This window comes from Butyrivibrio sp. FCS006 (assembly GCF_000424525.1).
Taxonomy (GTDB): Bacteria; Bacillota; Clostridia; order Lachnospirales; family Lachnospiraceae; genus Butyrivibrio.
Genome location: NZ_AUKB01000008.1, coordinates 503542 through 518738 on the forward strand (window position 1 = coordinate 503542; position 15197 = coordinate 518738).

A 15197-nucleotide genomic window follows, 5' to 3' on the forward strand; every position below is an offset into this window, starting at 1 on the left:
AAACAATACTAAAAGCTCTAAGCAGCTTATTTGTACATCTCACGCCACTCAAGGTCTCCTCTGTCAAGTGATTTGATCAGTAGTTCCGCTGATGCAAGGTTGGTTGCAACAGGTATGTTGTGCATATCACATAAAGTCATCACATTGTTGATATCAGGCTCATGTGACTTAACAGTAAGCGGGTCTCTTAAAAAGATCACAAGGTCGATCTCGTTGTGCTCGATTGCAGCGCCAAGCTGCTGTGATCCACCAAGATGTCCGGCAAGATACTTATGTACTGTCAGGTTTGTAACCTCTTCTATCAAACGCCCCGTTGTACCTGTTGCGAAAAGATCATTCTTACTTAGTATACCCCTATATGCTATACAGAAGTTCTGCATAAGTCTCTTTTTTGCGTCATGTGCTATAAGTGCGATATTCATTAACTTATACCCTCCCTGTAATATATTTATTGCCTTGAAGTCTCACGTTTAGGACAAATCCGATAGCTGCGTAAACACTTATAAGTGAAGTAAGTCCGTAGCTCACGAAAGGTAGAGGAATACCTGTGTTGGGCATAACTCCGGTTGCAACCCCCATATTAAGGAAGCCCTGGAATCCGATCCATGCGCCGACGCCTGCTGCTATCACTTCTCCGGCCTTGGTCTTGGCACGAAGTGATATCATGAAGCACCTGATAGCTATAAGAAGAATAAGTGCAACCACAAGACATGCACCTACAAATCCAAATTCTTCACCAATAACCGTAAAAATAAAGTCCGTCTGAGACTCTGAAATGAAACCACCGTTTAGAACCGAACTGATCTCATTTGTATTGTAACCCTTGCCATAAAGCTGGCCGGAGCCTATCGCCATCATAGAATTCAGTGTCTGATAAGCATCAGAATTGGCATAATCCTCAGGATGAAGCCATGCAAGAATACGCCTCTGCTGATAATCATGTAAAAGACTGCTCTCACCTTGTACTGCATTGTAGATAACAAACAGTGCAGCTGGAACCGTAACTCCAAGTACTGACCATACAATCTTCCTGTTAATGCCTGCAACATAGAGGATTGATGCAAAAATAACCATTACCATGATGCAGGTTGAAAGGTCAGGCTGAGAAGCGATAAGACCTAAAGGAGGAGCCAAAAACAGCAGACAAATAACGATAAATCCTAAGTTCTTGACTTTATCCTTATATTTCATAATAAACTGCGCATAAAATAAAATCAATAAAATTTTGGCCGTCTCGGAAGGCTGGAAAGTGATGCCAAAGAGGTTTATCCACCTCTGCGCTCCGTTGGTACTACTGCCAAGAGGTGACAGTACAAGACCCAAAAGAACGATATTTGCTATGTAAGCAATTATGTATAGCTTCGTGAACCATAAATAATCAAGAAGCGAGATAAAAACCATAGCAAATATTCCCATCACCATACCCGCTATCTGCTTGTTCTGAGATGAGGGATCTGCGGAACTGATCGCCATTATTCCGATGATTGTCAGCAAGATGACCATGAGCACAAGAAAAAAGTCATAGTCAACCAGCTTGTATTTCTTAAAGTAATCCATATTGTTCCTTAGTCAGCGTTTGTTGCTCCATCCTGAAGTGTCTGCGCTGTACCTGATATAATATCGTCTTCGTCTCTGAGTTCGAAGTAATATGAAAGAGCTTCTTTTGTGATCTGAGCAGCATAGCTTGATGTATATCCGAATGCTATTCTTGTTGCTATAGCTATTTCAGGATTTTCATAAGGCGCATAGCAAACAAAGAGTGAGTGGTTAGGCCTGTTGGCTGATTCCTGAGCCGTTCCTGTCTTACCTGCTACTGTAACACCAAGATTTGCATAATATGACTTATCCTGAACAACCTGTCTCATACCGGTATGGATAGCATTCCAGTAAGCGGGTGACATGTCTATGGTGTTGCGTACGCTGGCGCTAAAATCCTCAAGAAGATTGCCGTTTGAATCGGTGGTCTTGTCGATGAGCGTAAGATCATAGCATGTACCGCTGTTTGCAACGGTTGTGACGTATCTTGCAAGGCCTACGGTTGTATATGAGTGTGTACCCTGACCGATTGCCGAACGTACAGCGTCCTGATCGGAAACATTGGGCTCTGACTCTGCTATCTCAATTCCCGACTTCTCAGTAAGTCCGTACATGTCTGCATAAGCTGCAAGCTTCTGAAGACCTGTCTCAGTGGAATAGCTTCCTCCTACAAGCCCAAGTCTGTAACCAACTTCGTAAAAGAAAACGTTGCAGGAATTTCTGATTCCTCCTGTGACATTAAGTCCTCCGTGACCTCTTGGATGAATCCAGCATTTTGGTCCGGGATTCAACTTATCAAACTGACCGCTGCAGTAGATGACAGAATCTGTGGTTATTACGCCTTCGTTAAGGCCTGCTGTTGCAGAAACCATCTTAAAGGTTGAACCTGGAGCGGTCTTTTGCTGTGTTGCATAGTTATAGAGCGGATTTGAATTATCGCTTCTTAGTTTTGCGTAATAAGCTGCATCTACTCCGTTTGCCATAAGGTTGTTGTTATATCCCGGGTATGAAACCAGTGCTAAAACATCGCCTGTATTTACATCGGTAACAACCATGGAACCTGTACAGGGGTCCAGAGCAAGCTGAGCCGGAGAGATATCAAGATTTGATATCCTGTTGAGCATAAAGGTATAAGGCGACTCTCCGCCTCTCTCCCAAACCGAGCGCTCATCTGGATCCATGCTGATTGCATCCTGCTCAAGAAGGAGGTTGCAGACCTGAGTTCCTGATATGTTTCCGTCAAGAAGCAGATACTTATAGAGCCTTGTCTGGAAATCGTAGTCTTCTTCCAGTGTGCTTTCAATATAATTAACTACATGATTAAATATTTCTTCTGAATCGGCGTACTGGTTATCAAGGCTGAGCTTGGATACATCAACCCAGTTCATGGCGATTGTATATTTCAGATATTCAGCAAGTGATATGGTCTCATCTTTGGTCCATGCAATATAAACGCTGTCATCTCTATCCACCTTGGAAGAATCGATGATACCGTTTGAATAAAGCATTGCAGCTATATGACTCATGTACCACTGATATTCCTTGGTCAGATTTTCGTAAGGTGTATGAGTCTCGGTAAGCTCAAGCCTGAGCTTATCAAGTACAGCACTGTTCTTGGTTACAAACTGTTCGTAGACAGCTTTTTCTGTTTCCTTGGCATTTGATGCGCTGAAATGGCTTATATCTACTACGTCGTTATCAAAGATTGCGTAGTAAACATCATAAATAGGTATAACAATATTGCTGGAGCTGGATGTTGACGAGAACGTATAGGTCTTTACGTTCTGGATCTTTGATGCCAGGATTCCTGCAAGTGACTGTTCAATAATGTTGTAGCAGGCCTCTGTAAGGTCTTTATCAATAGTCAGATAGACATCATTGCCCGCAACTGCATCAACATAGTTACTGGTCTCGATTACCTGTCCTGTATTATCAACGTAGACGGTTTCAGATCCCTTAGTACCTTGAAGCACACTCTCCATTGCCTGCTCAATACCTGATTTTCCAACGGTATCATTCATGCCGTAGCTGGGATTTGTCAGTGACAGAGTCGCAAGCTCATCCTCGGAAATCTTACCGGTGTAGCCAAGTAGCTGTGAAAAATACTCAGAATCTACGTATTTTCTGGCTGTGCTCTCTTCAATGGAAACACCCTCGAGAATATCTGCGTTTTCCATTACGTCTGCAACGGTTTTGTCACTTACATCTGATGCAACAGTTGTATCAATGTACTTCTGATAACTGTTCTGGCTCATGTTGTATCTGATGTTAAGGATCTTAAGAGCCTTAGACTTGGAGTAGCCCTTCATGGCAACAAAATCACCTGTAGTCTCGTCTGTATCGCCGACCTTGAAGCTCTTGCACATGTCTTCTACAACTTCGTCAGCCGTCTTTGTCTTTTCCTCATACTTTAGGTCGTTAATTGAACTATGACCATAGACATCTGCAAGAAATCTTAAAAGCTGATTTCCCTCAACGGTAAATTCAAAGCTGTTAGCGTCATTTAAAATGATGTTAAAATCCTGATCGACGCTGTCTCCGTTTTTTTCAATGATGTCAATAAGCTTATCAAGTGTTGAATTGATTGCCTTACTCTTTCCTGATCCGGACTTATATACGTCCTCTATTGTTACGGAATTGGCCAACTCATTGTAGGCAAGAAGATTACCGTTTCTGTCATAGATATTTCCTCTGGCAGCTGCAATGGTCTTTTCTTTCTTGATCTTTAGCTTGAAGGAATCCAGATAGTACTCTCCGTTTATAACCTGCAGAGAAAAGAGCCTGTAAACCAAAAGGCAGGACAATACAACAAGAACAGAAGAAATGATTATCGCTCTTGATGTTATTAACTTTTTGAATTCTTCCCAAAAATTATCAAACAAACTTCTTAGCGCTCCTTAATTCTCTCTCGTCTATGGAATTATTCATCCAAAGTATCACCGGGTAGAAGAAAATTGCTATAACCGCAGTATAGACGAGCTCAGGAATAATGATATTCATCATATAATAGCCAATATCAAACTTTGTTCTAAACAGGAACATAAGAACATAGCATATAAATCCAAAAACAAAGTCAGCAAAGCTTATTATCACGATCGGAATAGCAAGATTCTGAGTAAAGAATATTGCGTGAAGTTTGCCGACAACAAAGCCTATGTACATGTAGATAAGTGCATAGAAACCGATATATGTACCAAAAAAGATATCGATCAAAAGTCCGCTGAAAAATCCAACCAGAAGCCCCGGTTTATCTCCTTTTATAAATGCTGTGGAAGCAGTTAGAATGATCATGAGATTAGGCGCTATGCCACCAAAATCCAGCGCCCTGAAAACCGTCGTCTGCAGGATAAAAGAGACGATGACCAGTATGAAATTGTATAAAGGACGCCTGAAATTCATCTCATCAATCACCAATGTTCTTCTTTTGATCAAGAAGCACCAAAACCTCATTCATGTGTTCGAAATCAACTGCGGGGGTTATTCTACCTGACTTTGTAAGGTTGTTGGAATCATCATCTATGGTAGAAATATAGCCTATCAGAATACCTGGAAGATATTTATCACTGATATTCGAAGTTACAACCTTATCTCCTACGCTTACCTTATCAGCTTCATCAACAAGCTTGGAAAAACTGACAAAGCCCTGCTTATAGAGCTCCAAGTCACCTGAAACAATTAAGTTATCAGAAGAGGAAAGAACCATTCCACTGACAGCTGCATTATCTGCGATTATGGACTGAACTTTGGCCCAGTCTGGACCGACATCGATTATTCTTCCTACCAGTCCTCCACCGGCTATAACGTTCATATCTATCATGATTCCGTCATCGGAGCCTTTATCAATCACAAAGGAGTGATACCAGTTACCGGCATCTTTAGCGATAATCCTCGCTCCGGTCTTCTGGTAATTCTCATACAGCGCATCGAGTTCATAAAGGTTTCGAAGCTCTGTAAGCTCGTATTTTTCCTGCTCGAGATTTGTATTTGCAATTGTAAGTTCATCAATCTGTGCCTTTAATTCCTGGTTCTCGTCAAGTAGCTTGGTTATTGATGAAAGCTTATCTGTTGTATCACGAAGGAATGTGCCAACCGTTGTCATTCCCTTTTGAAAGGGCACAACAAAAACACCAGCAAAGGAATTCAGTGGTCCGGTAAATAAGCTGGTGTTAAAGGTGATTATGATCATTCCTACACAAACGATTGTTAAAATAAAGAGGAGATATTTACTTGGTAGTGTAAATTCCTCTCCTCTTCTCTTGACAATGGGACTCATTTATTTATCCTCTTCAATTCCATATGCAAGAGCTTTATACTGGTCGTCCTGAATAATCTTCGCAAGACCCATAGCAACAGAACCAATTGGATTTTCTGCAATATTGACATTGAGGCCTACACCATTGCTAAGTCTCTGAGCAAGGTGGACAACCTGTGAAGCACCTCCGGTAAGGTAGAGACCGTGCTTAAAGATATCAGCAGCAAGCTCCGGCGGTGTCTTCTCAAGAGCAGCCTTGATGTTATCAAGGATTGCATCAAAGTTCTCGACAAGTGACTGATTTATAAGATCTGTAGGGATCATTCTCTCAACAGGAAGTCCTGTTACGATGTCACGACCATATACTACAGCGTCTTTTCCTTCTTTCTCAAGGTCCTTAAGAGAAATCTTAACATTTTCCGATGTCTTTTCACCAATAAGAAGTCCAAACTCTTTACGAATGACGTTCCTGATGGACTCATCAAACTTCTTTCCACCAACCTTTATAAGCTTGCTGACAACGATTCCTCTAAGTGACAGGATTGAAATCTCGGTTGTATCATAACCCACGTTAACAACCAAAACGCCCTGGGAATTCATGACATCTACATTCATTCCGAGACCGTCTGCAAGAGGCTTTTTAACCATCATGATCTTCTTGGCCTTGATTCCGGCATCGTTGATAAGATCATGGAAAGCTCTTCTCTCTACTTCTGTTACATCCTTGGGTACTGCGATGTAAACTTCACAAGGCTTAACATTTCCCTTCATCTGATCTGTGATAAAGAGCTTGACCAAAGTCTCCATGTGCTCAATATCAGCGATAACGCCGCTGTTAAGAGGATAAGAGATCTTGATCTTGTCAGGAGCCTTCTCGTACATCTCATATGCTGAATTACCATAAGCGAAAACATTTGTCTTGTTTTCGATGGCGATCATATTCTTTTCTACGGTAAGTCCGTCGTCGTCTTTGTTGTAAATCTTGATATTGCTGGTTCCAAGATCAATTCCAAATATATTAGCCAAAACAGCCTCCTTAAATTTCAATAATTTATTCAGTGATAGTCAAGCATGAAAACTGCTTGAGCTTTGAAATGCCTATCACTCATTGTATCACAACAAGTCCTCTATCCACAAGCTTTTGCAACGTCTTAAGAATACCGAGTTTAGCATGTGGCCAGGTAAGTCCGCCCTGGAAGAACACTGAGTAGGGCTCTTTGATTGGGCCGTCTGCCGAGAGCTCTATAGATGAGCCTGAAATAAAGGCGCCGGCAGCCATGATAACCTGAGCATCATACCCCGGCATATCCCATGGCTCGGGAGCAACAAAGCTGTCAACAGGAGCAGCTGCCTGTACTCCTTCACAGAAAGCTATAACGCCTTCGGGCTTTCTGAAGGTAACAGCCTGGATTATATCAAATCTGTCTTCTGTAGCATTGGGAACCACATCAAAACCAAGCTTCTCATAAATGTTTGCAGCAAATATAGCACCCTTAAGCGCAGATGCTGTAACTGTCGGAGCAAGGAAAAATCCCTGATAGAACTGTGGAAGTATTCCCAGTGAAGCTCCAACCTCTTTTCCCAGTCCCGGAGAAGTAAGTCTGAATGCGGCATTTTCAACGCATTCTTTCTTACCTGCAATGTATCCTCCGATGGGAGCAAGTCCGCCACCGGGGTTTTTGATAAGTGATCCAACAACCATGTCAGCTCCTACATCAGTAGGTTCTATGGTCTGAACGAATTCTCCGTAGCAGTTATCGACCATGCAGATAACATCTGGCCTAATGCCCTTTATAAAGCTTATCAGCTCTCCTATTCTCTCAACAGAAAGAGTAGGTCTTGTCTGATATCCCTTTGATCTCTGGATTGTTGCCAGCTTAATATTTGCATTATCTAAAAGAGCTTTTTTAATATTGTCAAAATCAAAGCTTCCGTCAGGTAATAGATCAACCTGAGTATAGTCAATCCCATACTCTTTAAGTGATCCCTTTGAAGGTCTGATGCCAATAACCTCTTCAAGAGTATCATAGGGCTTGCCTACAGGGGAAAAGAGCATGTCGCCGGGGCGAAGGTTACTCATAAGAGCAAGCGCAAGAGCATGTGTTCCGCAGGTAATCTGTGGCCTTACAAGAGCATCTTCTGTATGGAAGACCGAAGCATAAACAGCTTCGAGTTTTTCTCTTCCGATGTCATTGTAGCCGTAGCCTGTTGTTCCAAGAAGGCATGCTTCGCTTACCTTGTTCTCCTGCATTGCCTTTAAAACCTTGAGCTGGTTAAGCTCTGCAGTTTCATCAATCTTTTCAAATCTTTCCTTTAAGCCTTCTAAAATATTCTGGCCAAAGTCGATAACTTTCTTTGAAATTCCAAGTTCTTCGTAAATCTTACTGTTCATAAATTCTTATCATCTCTTTCAAAATTTCTTCATCGTTTCTGTTAAAGTCGCGTTTATCAATCCAGATTACATCTCTTTCTCTCTTAAACCAGGTGAGCTGGCGCTTTGCAAAATGCCTGGTGTTTCTCTTTATAAGATACACTGCTCTGTCAAGGTCATATTCACCTTCAAGATAACCGATCATCTCTCGATAGCCAAGACCCTGCATGGATGTGGCTTCTTTTGGAATATCCATAGCCAAAAGCTCATTTACCTCAGCTTCGAGGCCTTCATCAATCATCTGATCAACGCGCTTTTCTATGCGTGAATACAGAACTTCTCTGTCATCTGTCAGAACAAAATACTTAAAATCATAGGGTGATGTTCTCTGATGCTGCTCAGTATTGTGCTCTGAAATCTTCTTGCCGGTCTTTTTATAGTATTCAAGCGCTCTTATAACACGCTTTGAGTTGTTTTCGTGAATAGCATCTGCAGACTCGGGGTCTACTGCCCTCAGCTCTTCATGGAGTACATGTACGCCTTCTGAAACAGCTCTTTTCTCAAGCTCATGTCTGTAGGTTTCATCTTCATCGGTCTCTGTAAAATCGATGTCGTAGAGGACAGCCTGAATATAAAAACCTGTTCCTCCGACTATGATCGGAACCTTTCCTCTTGAAGCTATGCCTTCGATTGCCTCTTTGACAAGCTTCTGAAAGATAAAGACATTAAAGTCTTCATGGGGATCCAAAAAATCTATAAGATGATGAGGTACACCTTCCATCTTATCCCTTGAAATCTTGTCGGTTCCTATGTTCATGTACTTATACACTTGCATAGAATCAGCGGAGATTATCTCTCCGCCAATTCTTTTTGCAAGTTCAATTGATAGCTTAGTCTTACCTACAGCCGTAGGACCTGTTATTACAACAAGTTTTTGTTTATCCATTACTCAACTACTCTCTTAAACTTCTTGTCAATCTCATACTTGCTCATGGAAATGATGGTTGGCCTTCCGTGAGGACAGTTGTATGGATTATCAAGGGTGAGAAGCTCATCTAAAAGTGCTTCCATCTCGGCTCTGCTCATCTTGGTATTACCTTTTACAGAAGCCTTGCATGCCATGCTGGCAATCTTATAGTTGATGACATCCGGCGTCCTGTCAAGACCTGTCTCGTGTGAGAGCTCATCCAGGATTTGAATGAACATATCCTTTTCGCTCTCGCATCCGAACAGATCAATCGGAATAGCTCTCATAGCATACTCTCGTCCGCCGAAGTTTTCAATATTAAATCCGAGCTTTTCAAAATATTGTCTGTATCTTAAAAAGAGTTCTTCTTCTGCGCTGGTGAGAGCCACGATCACAGGAGGATTTACCATCTGTGAGAGCATCTCTCCGCTTTTGTACCTCTTTAGCATGCGCTCATAATTGACCTTCTCATGAGCAGCGTGCTGATCTACCATAAATATCTTGTCCTTAAAGGCTATTATCCAGTAGGTTCCAAAGATCTGTCCGAGTATTTCATATTCCTTGACATTTTCTTTGGTAAGAACCTTTTCATCAAAGAGGTCGAGCTGAGTTACCTTTTCAACAACAACGGCGTTGTCGGATTTGATGATGGGCGATGGATGTTCCTTTTTCTCTGCAATGCTTCCGTCCGAATCTCCGAATATCCTTGTCCATACAGCTGACTTGTTGCTGTCTTCGATCTTGATAGGCTCAGCTTTTACGCCTTTTGCAAATATCGGAGTATCCTCGCTGATCTTATGCTTTTCAAAGCGAAGTGACTCAAAGGGCTGAGGTGCAATGGATTTTGCAGGTTTTTCCTCAGCTACAGGTGCATCGGCCTGTACAGGCTCTTTTACTTCTTCATCATCGGTTTCTCCAAGTAGTGCATCGGGAATCATTTCTCTTTTACTAAGAGCATCATCTACGCTTCGGCTGATGAAATCGTAGAGCTGCTGCTGATTGTTAAAGCGCACCTCCATCTTGGCCGGGTGTACGTTTACATCTACTCTTGAAGGGTCAAGCCTTAGGTGAAGTATTGCAAACGGGAACTTGTGCATCATCAGATACTGCTTGTAGCCCTCTTCCAGAGCTTTGCTCATGACTTTATCTTTGATGTATCTTCCGTTTACAAAGAATATCTCAAAGTTTCTGTTTGAGCGGTTAATAGCCGGCTCGCCCAGATAACCTTCAAGGACCATTCCGTCTTCTTCTGCCTTAAAAGGAATTACGCTGACTGAAATGTCCCTTCCGTAGATCCTGTATATTATTTCTTTTAAGTCTCCGTTTCCGGAGGTGGAGAATTTGTCGTCTTTATTGTTGATATAGTGAAAAGAGATTGTGGGATTATCAAGGGCCATATGCTCCATGACATCACCGATATAGCTGCCTTCTGTCTGAGGCGTTTTCAGGAATTTCTTTCTGGCAGGTGTGTTGTAAAAAAGGTTCCTGATGATAAGAGTTGTTCCGTCAGGAGCACCTATCTCCTCAAATGCAGCTTCTTCGCCGCCGTTTATGCAGTACCTTGTTCCAACAAGTTCATCACTGGTCTTGGTGATAAGGTCAACCTGTGCAACAGAAGCGATACTGGAGAGCGCTTCTCCTCTAAAGCCCAGAGAATGTATGGAAAAGAGATCTTCTATACTCTTTAGCTTACTGGTTGCATGTCTTTTAAAGGCTTTTCTGATCTGACTCTTCTCAATACCTGAGCCATTATCTGTAACCCTTATCATGTCGATTCCGCCGCCCTTGATCTCGACTGTCACGGCCGTTGCACCGGAATCTATGGCGTTTTCAACCAGCTCTTTAACTACACTGGCGGGCCTTTCAACAACTTCACCGGCTGCAATCTGATCTATTGTGTTTTTATCAAGTTCATTGATAAATGCCATTAGCTTTTCCACCTGTTCTTAAGATCACTCTGTAATTTGTAGAGAGTGTTTAATGCGTCCATGGGAGTAAGAGTTGTGATATCTATCTCCTGAAGGCGACGCAGTACTTCTTCGTCGGTTACGGTATCAAAAAGTGACATCTGGTTGGTATCAACATCATCGTAGTGTTTGACCTTAACCTTTCTGTCATTTTTATTCTCTTTGGCAATAGCCTGAACTTTATCTGTTATGTCGTTATCTGTAAGCTCGGCAACAATCTCTTTTGCCCTGTCAATGACCATGTCGGGAACGCCGGCAAGCTTGGCTACCTGAATTCCGTAGCTCTTATCAGCACCGCCCTTGATGATCTTTCTCAAAAAGACAATGTCATCGCCGTTTTCTTTTACTGCAATGCAGTAGTTGTTGACGTTGTCCATCTTACCTTCAAGCTCTGTAAGCTCGTGGTAGTGGGTGGCAAAAAGCGTCTTGGCGCCGAGAATCTTTCTGTTTGAGATGTGTTCTGTGACAGCCCAGGCAATTGCAAGACCGTCATAGGTTGAAGTTCCTCTTCCGATTTCATCAAGAATAAGAAGTGAGTCGGGAGTAGCGTTTCTTAAGATGTTAGCAACTTCATTCATCTCAACCATAAAGGTTGACTGTCCGCTTCCGAGGTCATCAGAAGCTCCTACTCTGGTAAATATCCTGTCTACAACACACATATCTGCCTTATCAGCAGGTACAAAGCTTCCTATCTGGCACATCAGTACAATAAGGGCTGTCTGCCTCATGTATGTTGACTTACCTGCCATGTTGGGGCCTGTAATGATACTGATACAGTGTTTCTTATTATCGAGATATGTGTCATTGGAGATGAACATATCAGCTGTATCAAGCATTCTCTCAACTACAGGATGACGTCCGTTCTTGATGTTGATCTGTCCCTTATCGTTAAGACTTGGCTTGATATAATGATTGCGCTCAGCAACGTAAGCAAGGGATGCATATACATCCAAAAGAGCTATAGCCTTAGCTGTAGTCTGTATCCTGTCAATCTCAAGAGCTATTGAGTCCCTGATCTTGCAGAACATATCATATTCAAGGTTATTAAGCTTATCCTGAGCATTTAAGATTGTATCTTCAAGCTCTTTTAACTGAGGTGTAGTGTACCTTTCGCAATTGGTAAGGGTCTGCTTTCTTATGAAATAATCCGGAACCTTGTCTTTGAAGGAATTGGTTACCTCAAAGGAATAACCGAAAACATTGCTGTACTTGATCCTGAGGTTCTTGATACCGGTCTTTTCCTTCTCTTCATCCTCCATCTGGGCAAGCCATTGTTTGCCGTTTGTTCCGGCTTCTCTGAAGTGGTCGATATCGGCATCAAAACCATCTTTTATGATTCCGCTTTCTTTGATGGCAAGAGGAGGCTCCTCAACGATCGCCTTGTCGATAAGATCATGAATATCCGTAAGAGGATCAAGATCTCCGAATATCTTATCTATTCCGGGATCTCCTGCAATATCCTGAAGTGCTGTGATTATAGCAGGAATCATTTTTATTGAATTTCTAAACGCCAGAAGATCTCTTGGATTAGCGGTCTTGAATACGATCTTGGACATGAGTCTTTCAAGGTCGTAAACAGGATTCAGATATTCTCTGATTTCTTCTCTTGTGACTACGTTTTTAACCAGCTTCTCAACAGCGTTCTGGCGAAGAAGAATCTCCTCCTTGTCGATAAGAGGCTGTTCGATAAAGCTCCTGAGTGTTCTTGCACCCATGGCTGTCTTGGTCTTATCAAGAACCCAGAGAAGTGTGCCTCTCTTTTGCTTATCGCGCATGGTCTCAACAAGCTCAAGATTTCTTCTGGTGGAGCCATCAAGAAGCATGTATTTGCTTGTGAGATACGGATATATATGAGTGATATTGCTGATATCCGACTTCTGCATATCCACAAGGTACTGAAGAAGCGCTCCTGAAGCTACAATTCCGTTAGGAAAATCATCGATTCCAAGGCCGATAAGGGATGAAACCTTAAAGTGCTTCATAAGAAGTCTCTTGCAGGAGTCTTCATCAAAATACCTGTTATCTACAGGATTGATAAAAATATTAAGTCTGTTTCTGATTTCATCAAGGTCTGCGCCGGAAAACTCAAATGCATTGTTGCAGATGATCTCTGTAGGCGCATATTTTCCAATCTCATCCATGACAGCGCGAAGAGATTCAACTTCTGTCAGATAATAATCTCCTGTTGTGACATCAGCAACGGAAATTCCAATATTATCAGGAGAGTAAAAGATACTCATAAGATAGTTATTCTTACTCTCCTCTAAGGACTGCATATTCAGATTGGTTCCGGGTGTTACGATCCTTGTGACTTCTCTTTTTACGATGCCCTTGGCAAGCTTGGGGTCTTCCATCTGTTCACAGATGGCAACCTTATAGCCTCTTGAAACGAGCTTATTGAGGTATGAATCCACAGCATGAAAAGGAACTCCGCACATAGGAGCCCTCTCTTCAAGGCCGCAGGCCTTACCTGTAAGTGTCAGCTCAAGCTCTTTTGAAGCAGTAAGAGCATCATCAAAAAAGATCTCGTAGAAATCTCCCAGTCTGTAAAAGAGGATGCAGTCACTATACTCCTTCTTGGTGGCAATATAATGCTGCATCATGGGAGATACTTTTGTGGTATCAATACTTTCAATCATTTAACTAACTTCCCCAAATAGTAAAATCCATGACATTCTAAAAGGCTTACCGGCACAAGTTCCCCTATAAGTTCTTCTCCCCCCGGGAAATGTACCAGTGTATTATTTGACATTCTTCCTGTTAAAAGACTCTTGTCATGCTCGTTAACACCTTCGACAAGGACAGTTTCTGTGCGTCCCTGGAGCTTGGCTGTCTGCTCTTTGGCAGTTTCCTGTACAACTTTAAGGAGCATGTCAAAGTTCTCCTTAACTACTTCCTCGGGGACCTGATCCTCAAAGGATGCAGCCGGAGTTCCGGGCCTTTTTGAATAGATGAAGGTAAAGGCATTGTCAAATTTAACCTTCTTAATAACGTCTATGGTGTCCAGGACAGCTTCTTTTGTCTCTCCCGGGAATCCTACAATGATATCTGTTGTGATGGCTACATCAGGAAGCTTCTCCCTTATCTTGCCTGCTAGCTCAAGATAGCTCTCCTTGGTGTATTTTCTGTTCATTCTGCGAAGGATCTCGCTGTTACCTGCCTGAAGCGGTAAATGGATGTGTCTTGCAATCTTAGGGTTCTTAGCAATAACATCTAATAGCTCATCTGAGAAATCCTTAGGATGAGGAGTCATGAATCTTACTCGCTCAATTCCTTCAACCTCGCAAACAAGCTCAAGGAGCTTCGCAAAAGAGATCTTGTCGGGATTATCATCGCTGAAATCAAGGCCATAGGAATTAACATTCTGGCCAAGAAGCATTACTTCCTTAACTCCGTCGGCAGCCAGCTTTTCACACTCACGGATGATATCCTTGGGTGATCTGCTGCGCTCTCTTCCTCTGACATAGGGAACTATGCAATAAGTGCAGAAATTGTTGCAGCCAAACATGATGTTGACACCTGATTTAAAGGGATACTTACGAAATGCAGGAAGATCCTCAACAATCTTGTCTGTTTCCTTCCAGATATCAATTATCATTCTGTCTGAATCAAGAACTGTATTAAGGAGCTCAGCGAACTTGTAGATATTGTGAGTTCCGAAAATAAGATCTACAAATCTATAGCTCTTCTGGATCTTCTCGACTGCTCCTGCCTCCTGCATCATGCATCCGCAGATGGCAATTTTCATATTTGGATTCTTTTTCTTGAAATTACTTGTCTGACCAAGCCTTCCAAGAACTCTCTGGTCGGCATTGTCACGAACTGAGCAGGTGTTGTAGATTACAAAATCAGCATCTTCGCTCTCGGTTTCTTCATAGCCTGCAAGCTTAAGAGTTGCAAGGAGCTTCTCTGAGTCTCTTGCATTCATCTGACATCCGAAGGTTACAACGCAGGCTGTGAGCTTTCTGCCAAGCTCTTTTTCAAGGGCTGAAACCTTATCTTTTGCCTGTTCAATGTACTCAAGCTGCTTTAAGCTCTCGCCGTCCTGTATCTCTGCTTTATTACTGTTTAAAATATTGATTCCCATTAACTAAAACTCTTTCT

At 42.2% G+C, this 15197-nt stretch carries 11 protein-coding genes; all 11 read right to left on the reverse strand.

The features are described 5' to 3' along the window. Positions 1–26: 26 nt before the first annotated feature. Positions 27–422 carry a methylglyoxal synthase gene (mgsA, locus tag G633_RS0102240; RefSeq protein WP_022763947.1) on the reverse strand — a complete coding sequence of 132 codons (396 nt, stop codon included), beginning with the start codon at positions 420–422 and terminating at the stop codon, positions 27–29. A 4-nt stretch (positions 423–426) separates the two neighbouring features. Further along, complete coding sequence (locus tag G633_RS0102245; RefSeq protein WP_022767139.1) at positions 427–1557, reverse strand: FtsW/RodA/SpoVE family cell cycle protein; 1131 nt, start codon at positions 1555–1557, stop codon at positions 427–429. An 8-nt stretch (positions 1558–1565) separates the two neighbouring features. Beyond that, on the reverse strand, positions 1566–4418 hold the full coding sequence (locus G633_RS0102250; protein ID WP_026518940.1) for a penicillin-binding transpeptidase domain-containing protein: 2853 nt from the start codon (positions 4416–4418) through the stop codon (positions 1566–1568). Further along, positions 4411–4968, reverse strand: a complete 558-nt coding sequence (gene mreD / locus G633_RS0102255) for a rod shape-determining protein MreD (RefSeq protein WP_242826694.1) — start codon at positions 4966–4968, stop codon at positions 4411–4413. The genes G633_RS0102250 and mreD overlap by 8 nt, the downstream gene beginning before the upstream one ends. Then, positions 4940–5809 (reverse strand): rod shape-determining protein MreC, encoded by an 870-nt coding sequence (gene mreC, locus G633_RS0102260; protein ID WP_026518941.1) that lies wholly within the window; start codon positions 5807–5809, stop codon positions 4940–4942. The genes mreD and mreC overlap by 29 nt, the downstream gene beginning before the upstream one ends. Further along, on the reverse strand, positions 5810–6814 hold the full coding sequence (gene mreB, locus G633_RS0102265; RefSeq protein WP_022767135.1) for a rod shape-determining protein: 1005 nt from the start codon (positions 6812–6814) through the stop codon (positions 5810–5812). It lies immediately after the preceding gene. Positions 6815–6893: 79 nt separating this feature from the next. Further along, entirely contained in the window at positions 6894–8180 is a 1287-nt protein-coding gene (locus G633_RS0102270) for a methionine gamma-lyase family protein (protein ID WP_026518942.1), read from the reverse strand. Then, on the reverse strand, positions 8170–9105 hold the full coding sequence (miaA, locus tag G633_RS0102275; RefSeq protein WP_026518943.1) for a tRNA (adenosine(37)-N6)-dimethylallyltransferase MiaA: 936 nt from the start codon (positions 9103–9105) through the stop codon (positions 8170–8172). The genes G633_RS0102270 and miaA overlap by 11 nt, the downstream gene beginning before the upstream one ends. Beyond that, positions 9105–11054 carry a DNA mismatch repair endonuclease MutL gene (mutL, locus tag G633_RS0102280; protein ID WP_026518944.1) on the reverse strand — a complete coding sequence of 650 codons (1950 nt, stop codon included), beginning with the start codon at positions 11052–11054 and terminating at the stop codon, positions 9105–9107. Before mutL ends, miaA begins: the two co-directional genes overlap by 1 nt. Continuing rightward, a complete protein-coding gene (gene mutS / locus G633_RS0102285; RefSeq protein ID WP_242838812.1) occupies positions 11054–13732 on the reverse strand; it encodes a DNA mismatch repair protein MutS in 2679 nt (892 codons plus the stop codon). The genes mutL and mutS overlap by 1 nt, the downstream gene beginning before the upstream one ends. Next, complete coding sequence (gene miaB, locus G633_RS0102290) at positions 13729–15180, reverse strand: tRNA (N6-isopentenyl adenosine(37)-C2)-methylthiotransferase MiaB (protein ID WP_035770400.1); 1452 nt, start codon at positions 15178–15180, stop codon at positions 13729–13731. The genes mutS and miaB overlap by 4 nt, the downstream gene beginning before the upstream one ends. Positions 15181–15197: the final 17 nt, after the last annotated feature.

Coding starts and splice junctions, on each gene's coding strand:
- mgsA (WP_022763947.1), bottom strand. CDS start 422: ATGAATATCGCACTTATAGCACATGACGCAAAAAAGAGACTTATGCAG.
- G633_RS0102245 (WP_022767139.1), bottom strand. CDS start 1,557: ATGGATTACTTTAAGAAATACAAGCTGGTTGACTATGACTTTTTTCTT.
- mreC (WP_026518941.1), bottom strand. CDS start 5,809: ATGAGTCCCATTGTCAAGAGAAGAGGAGAGGAATTTACACTACCAAGT.
- G633_RS0102270 (WP_026518942.1), bottom strand. CDS start 8,180: ATGAACAGTAAGATTTACGAAGAACTTGGAATTTCAAAGAAAGTTATC.
- miaA (WP_026518943.1), bottom strand. CDS start 9,105: ATGGATAAACAAAAACTTGTTGTAATAACAGGTCCTACGGCTGTAGGT.
- mutL (WP_026518944.1), bottom strand. CDS start 11,054: ATGGCATTTATCAATGAACTTGATAAAAACACAATAGATCAGATTGCA.
- mutS (WP_242838812.1), bottom strand. CDS start 13,732: ATGATTGAAAGTATTGATACCACAAAAGTATCTCCCATGATGCAGCAT.
- miaB (WP_035770400.1), bottom strand. CDS start 15,180: ATGGGAATCAATATTTTAAACAGTAATAAAGCAGAGATACAGGACGGC.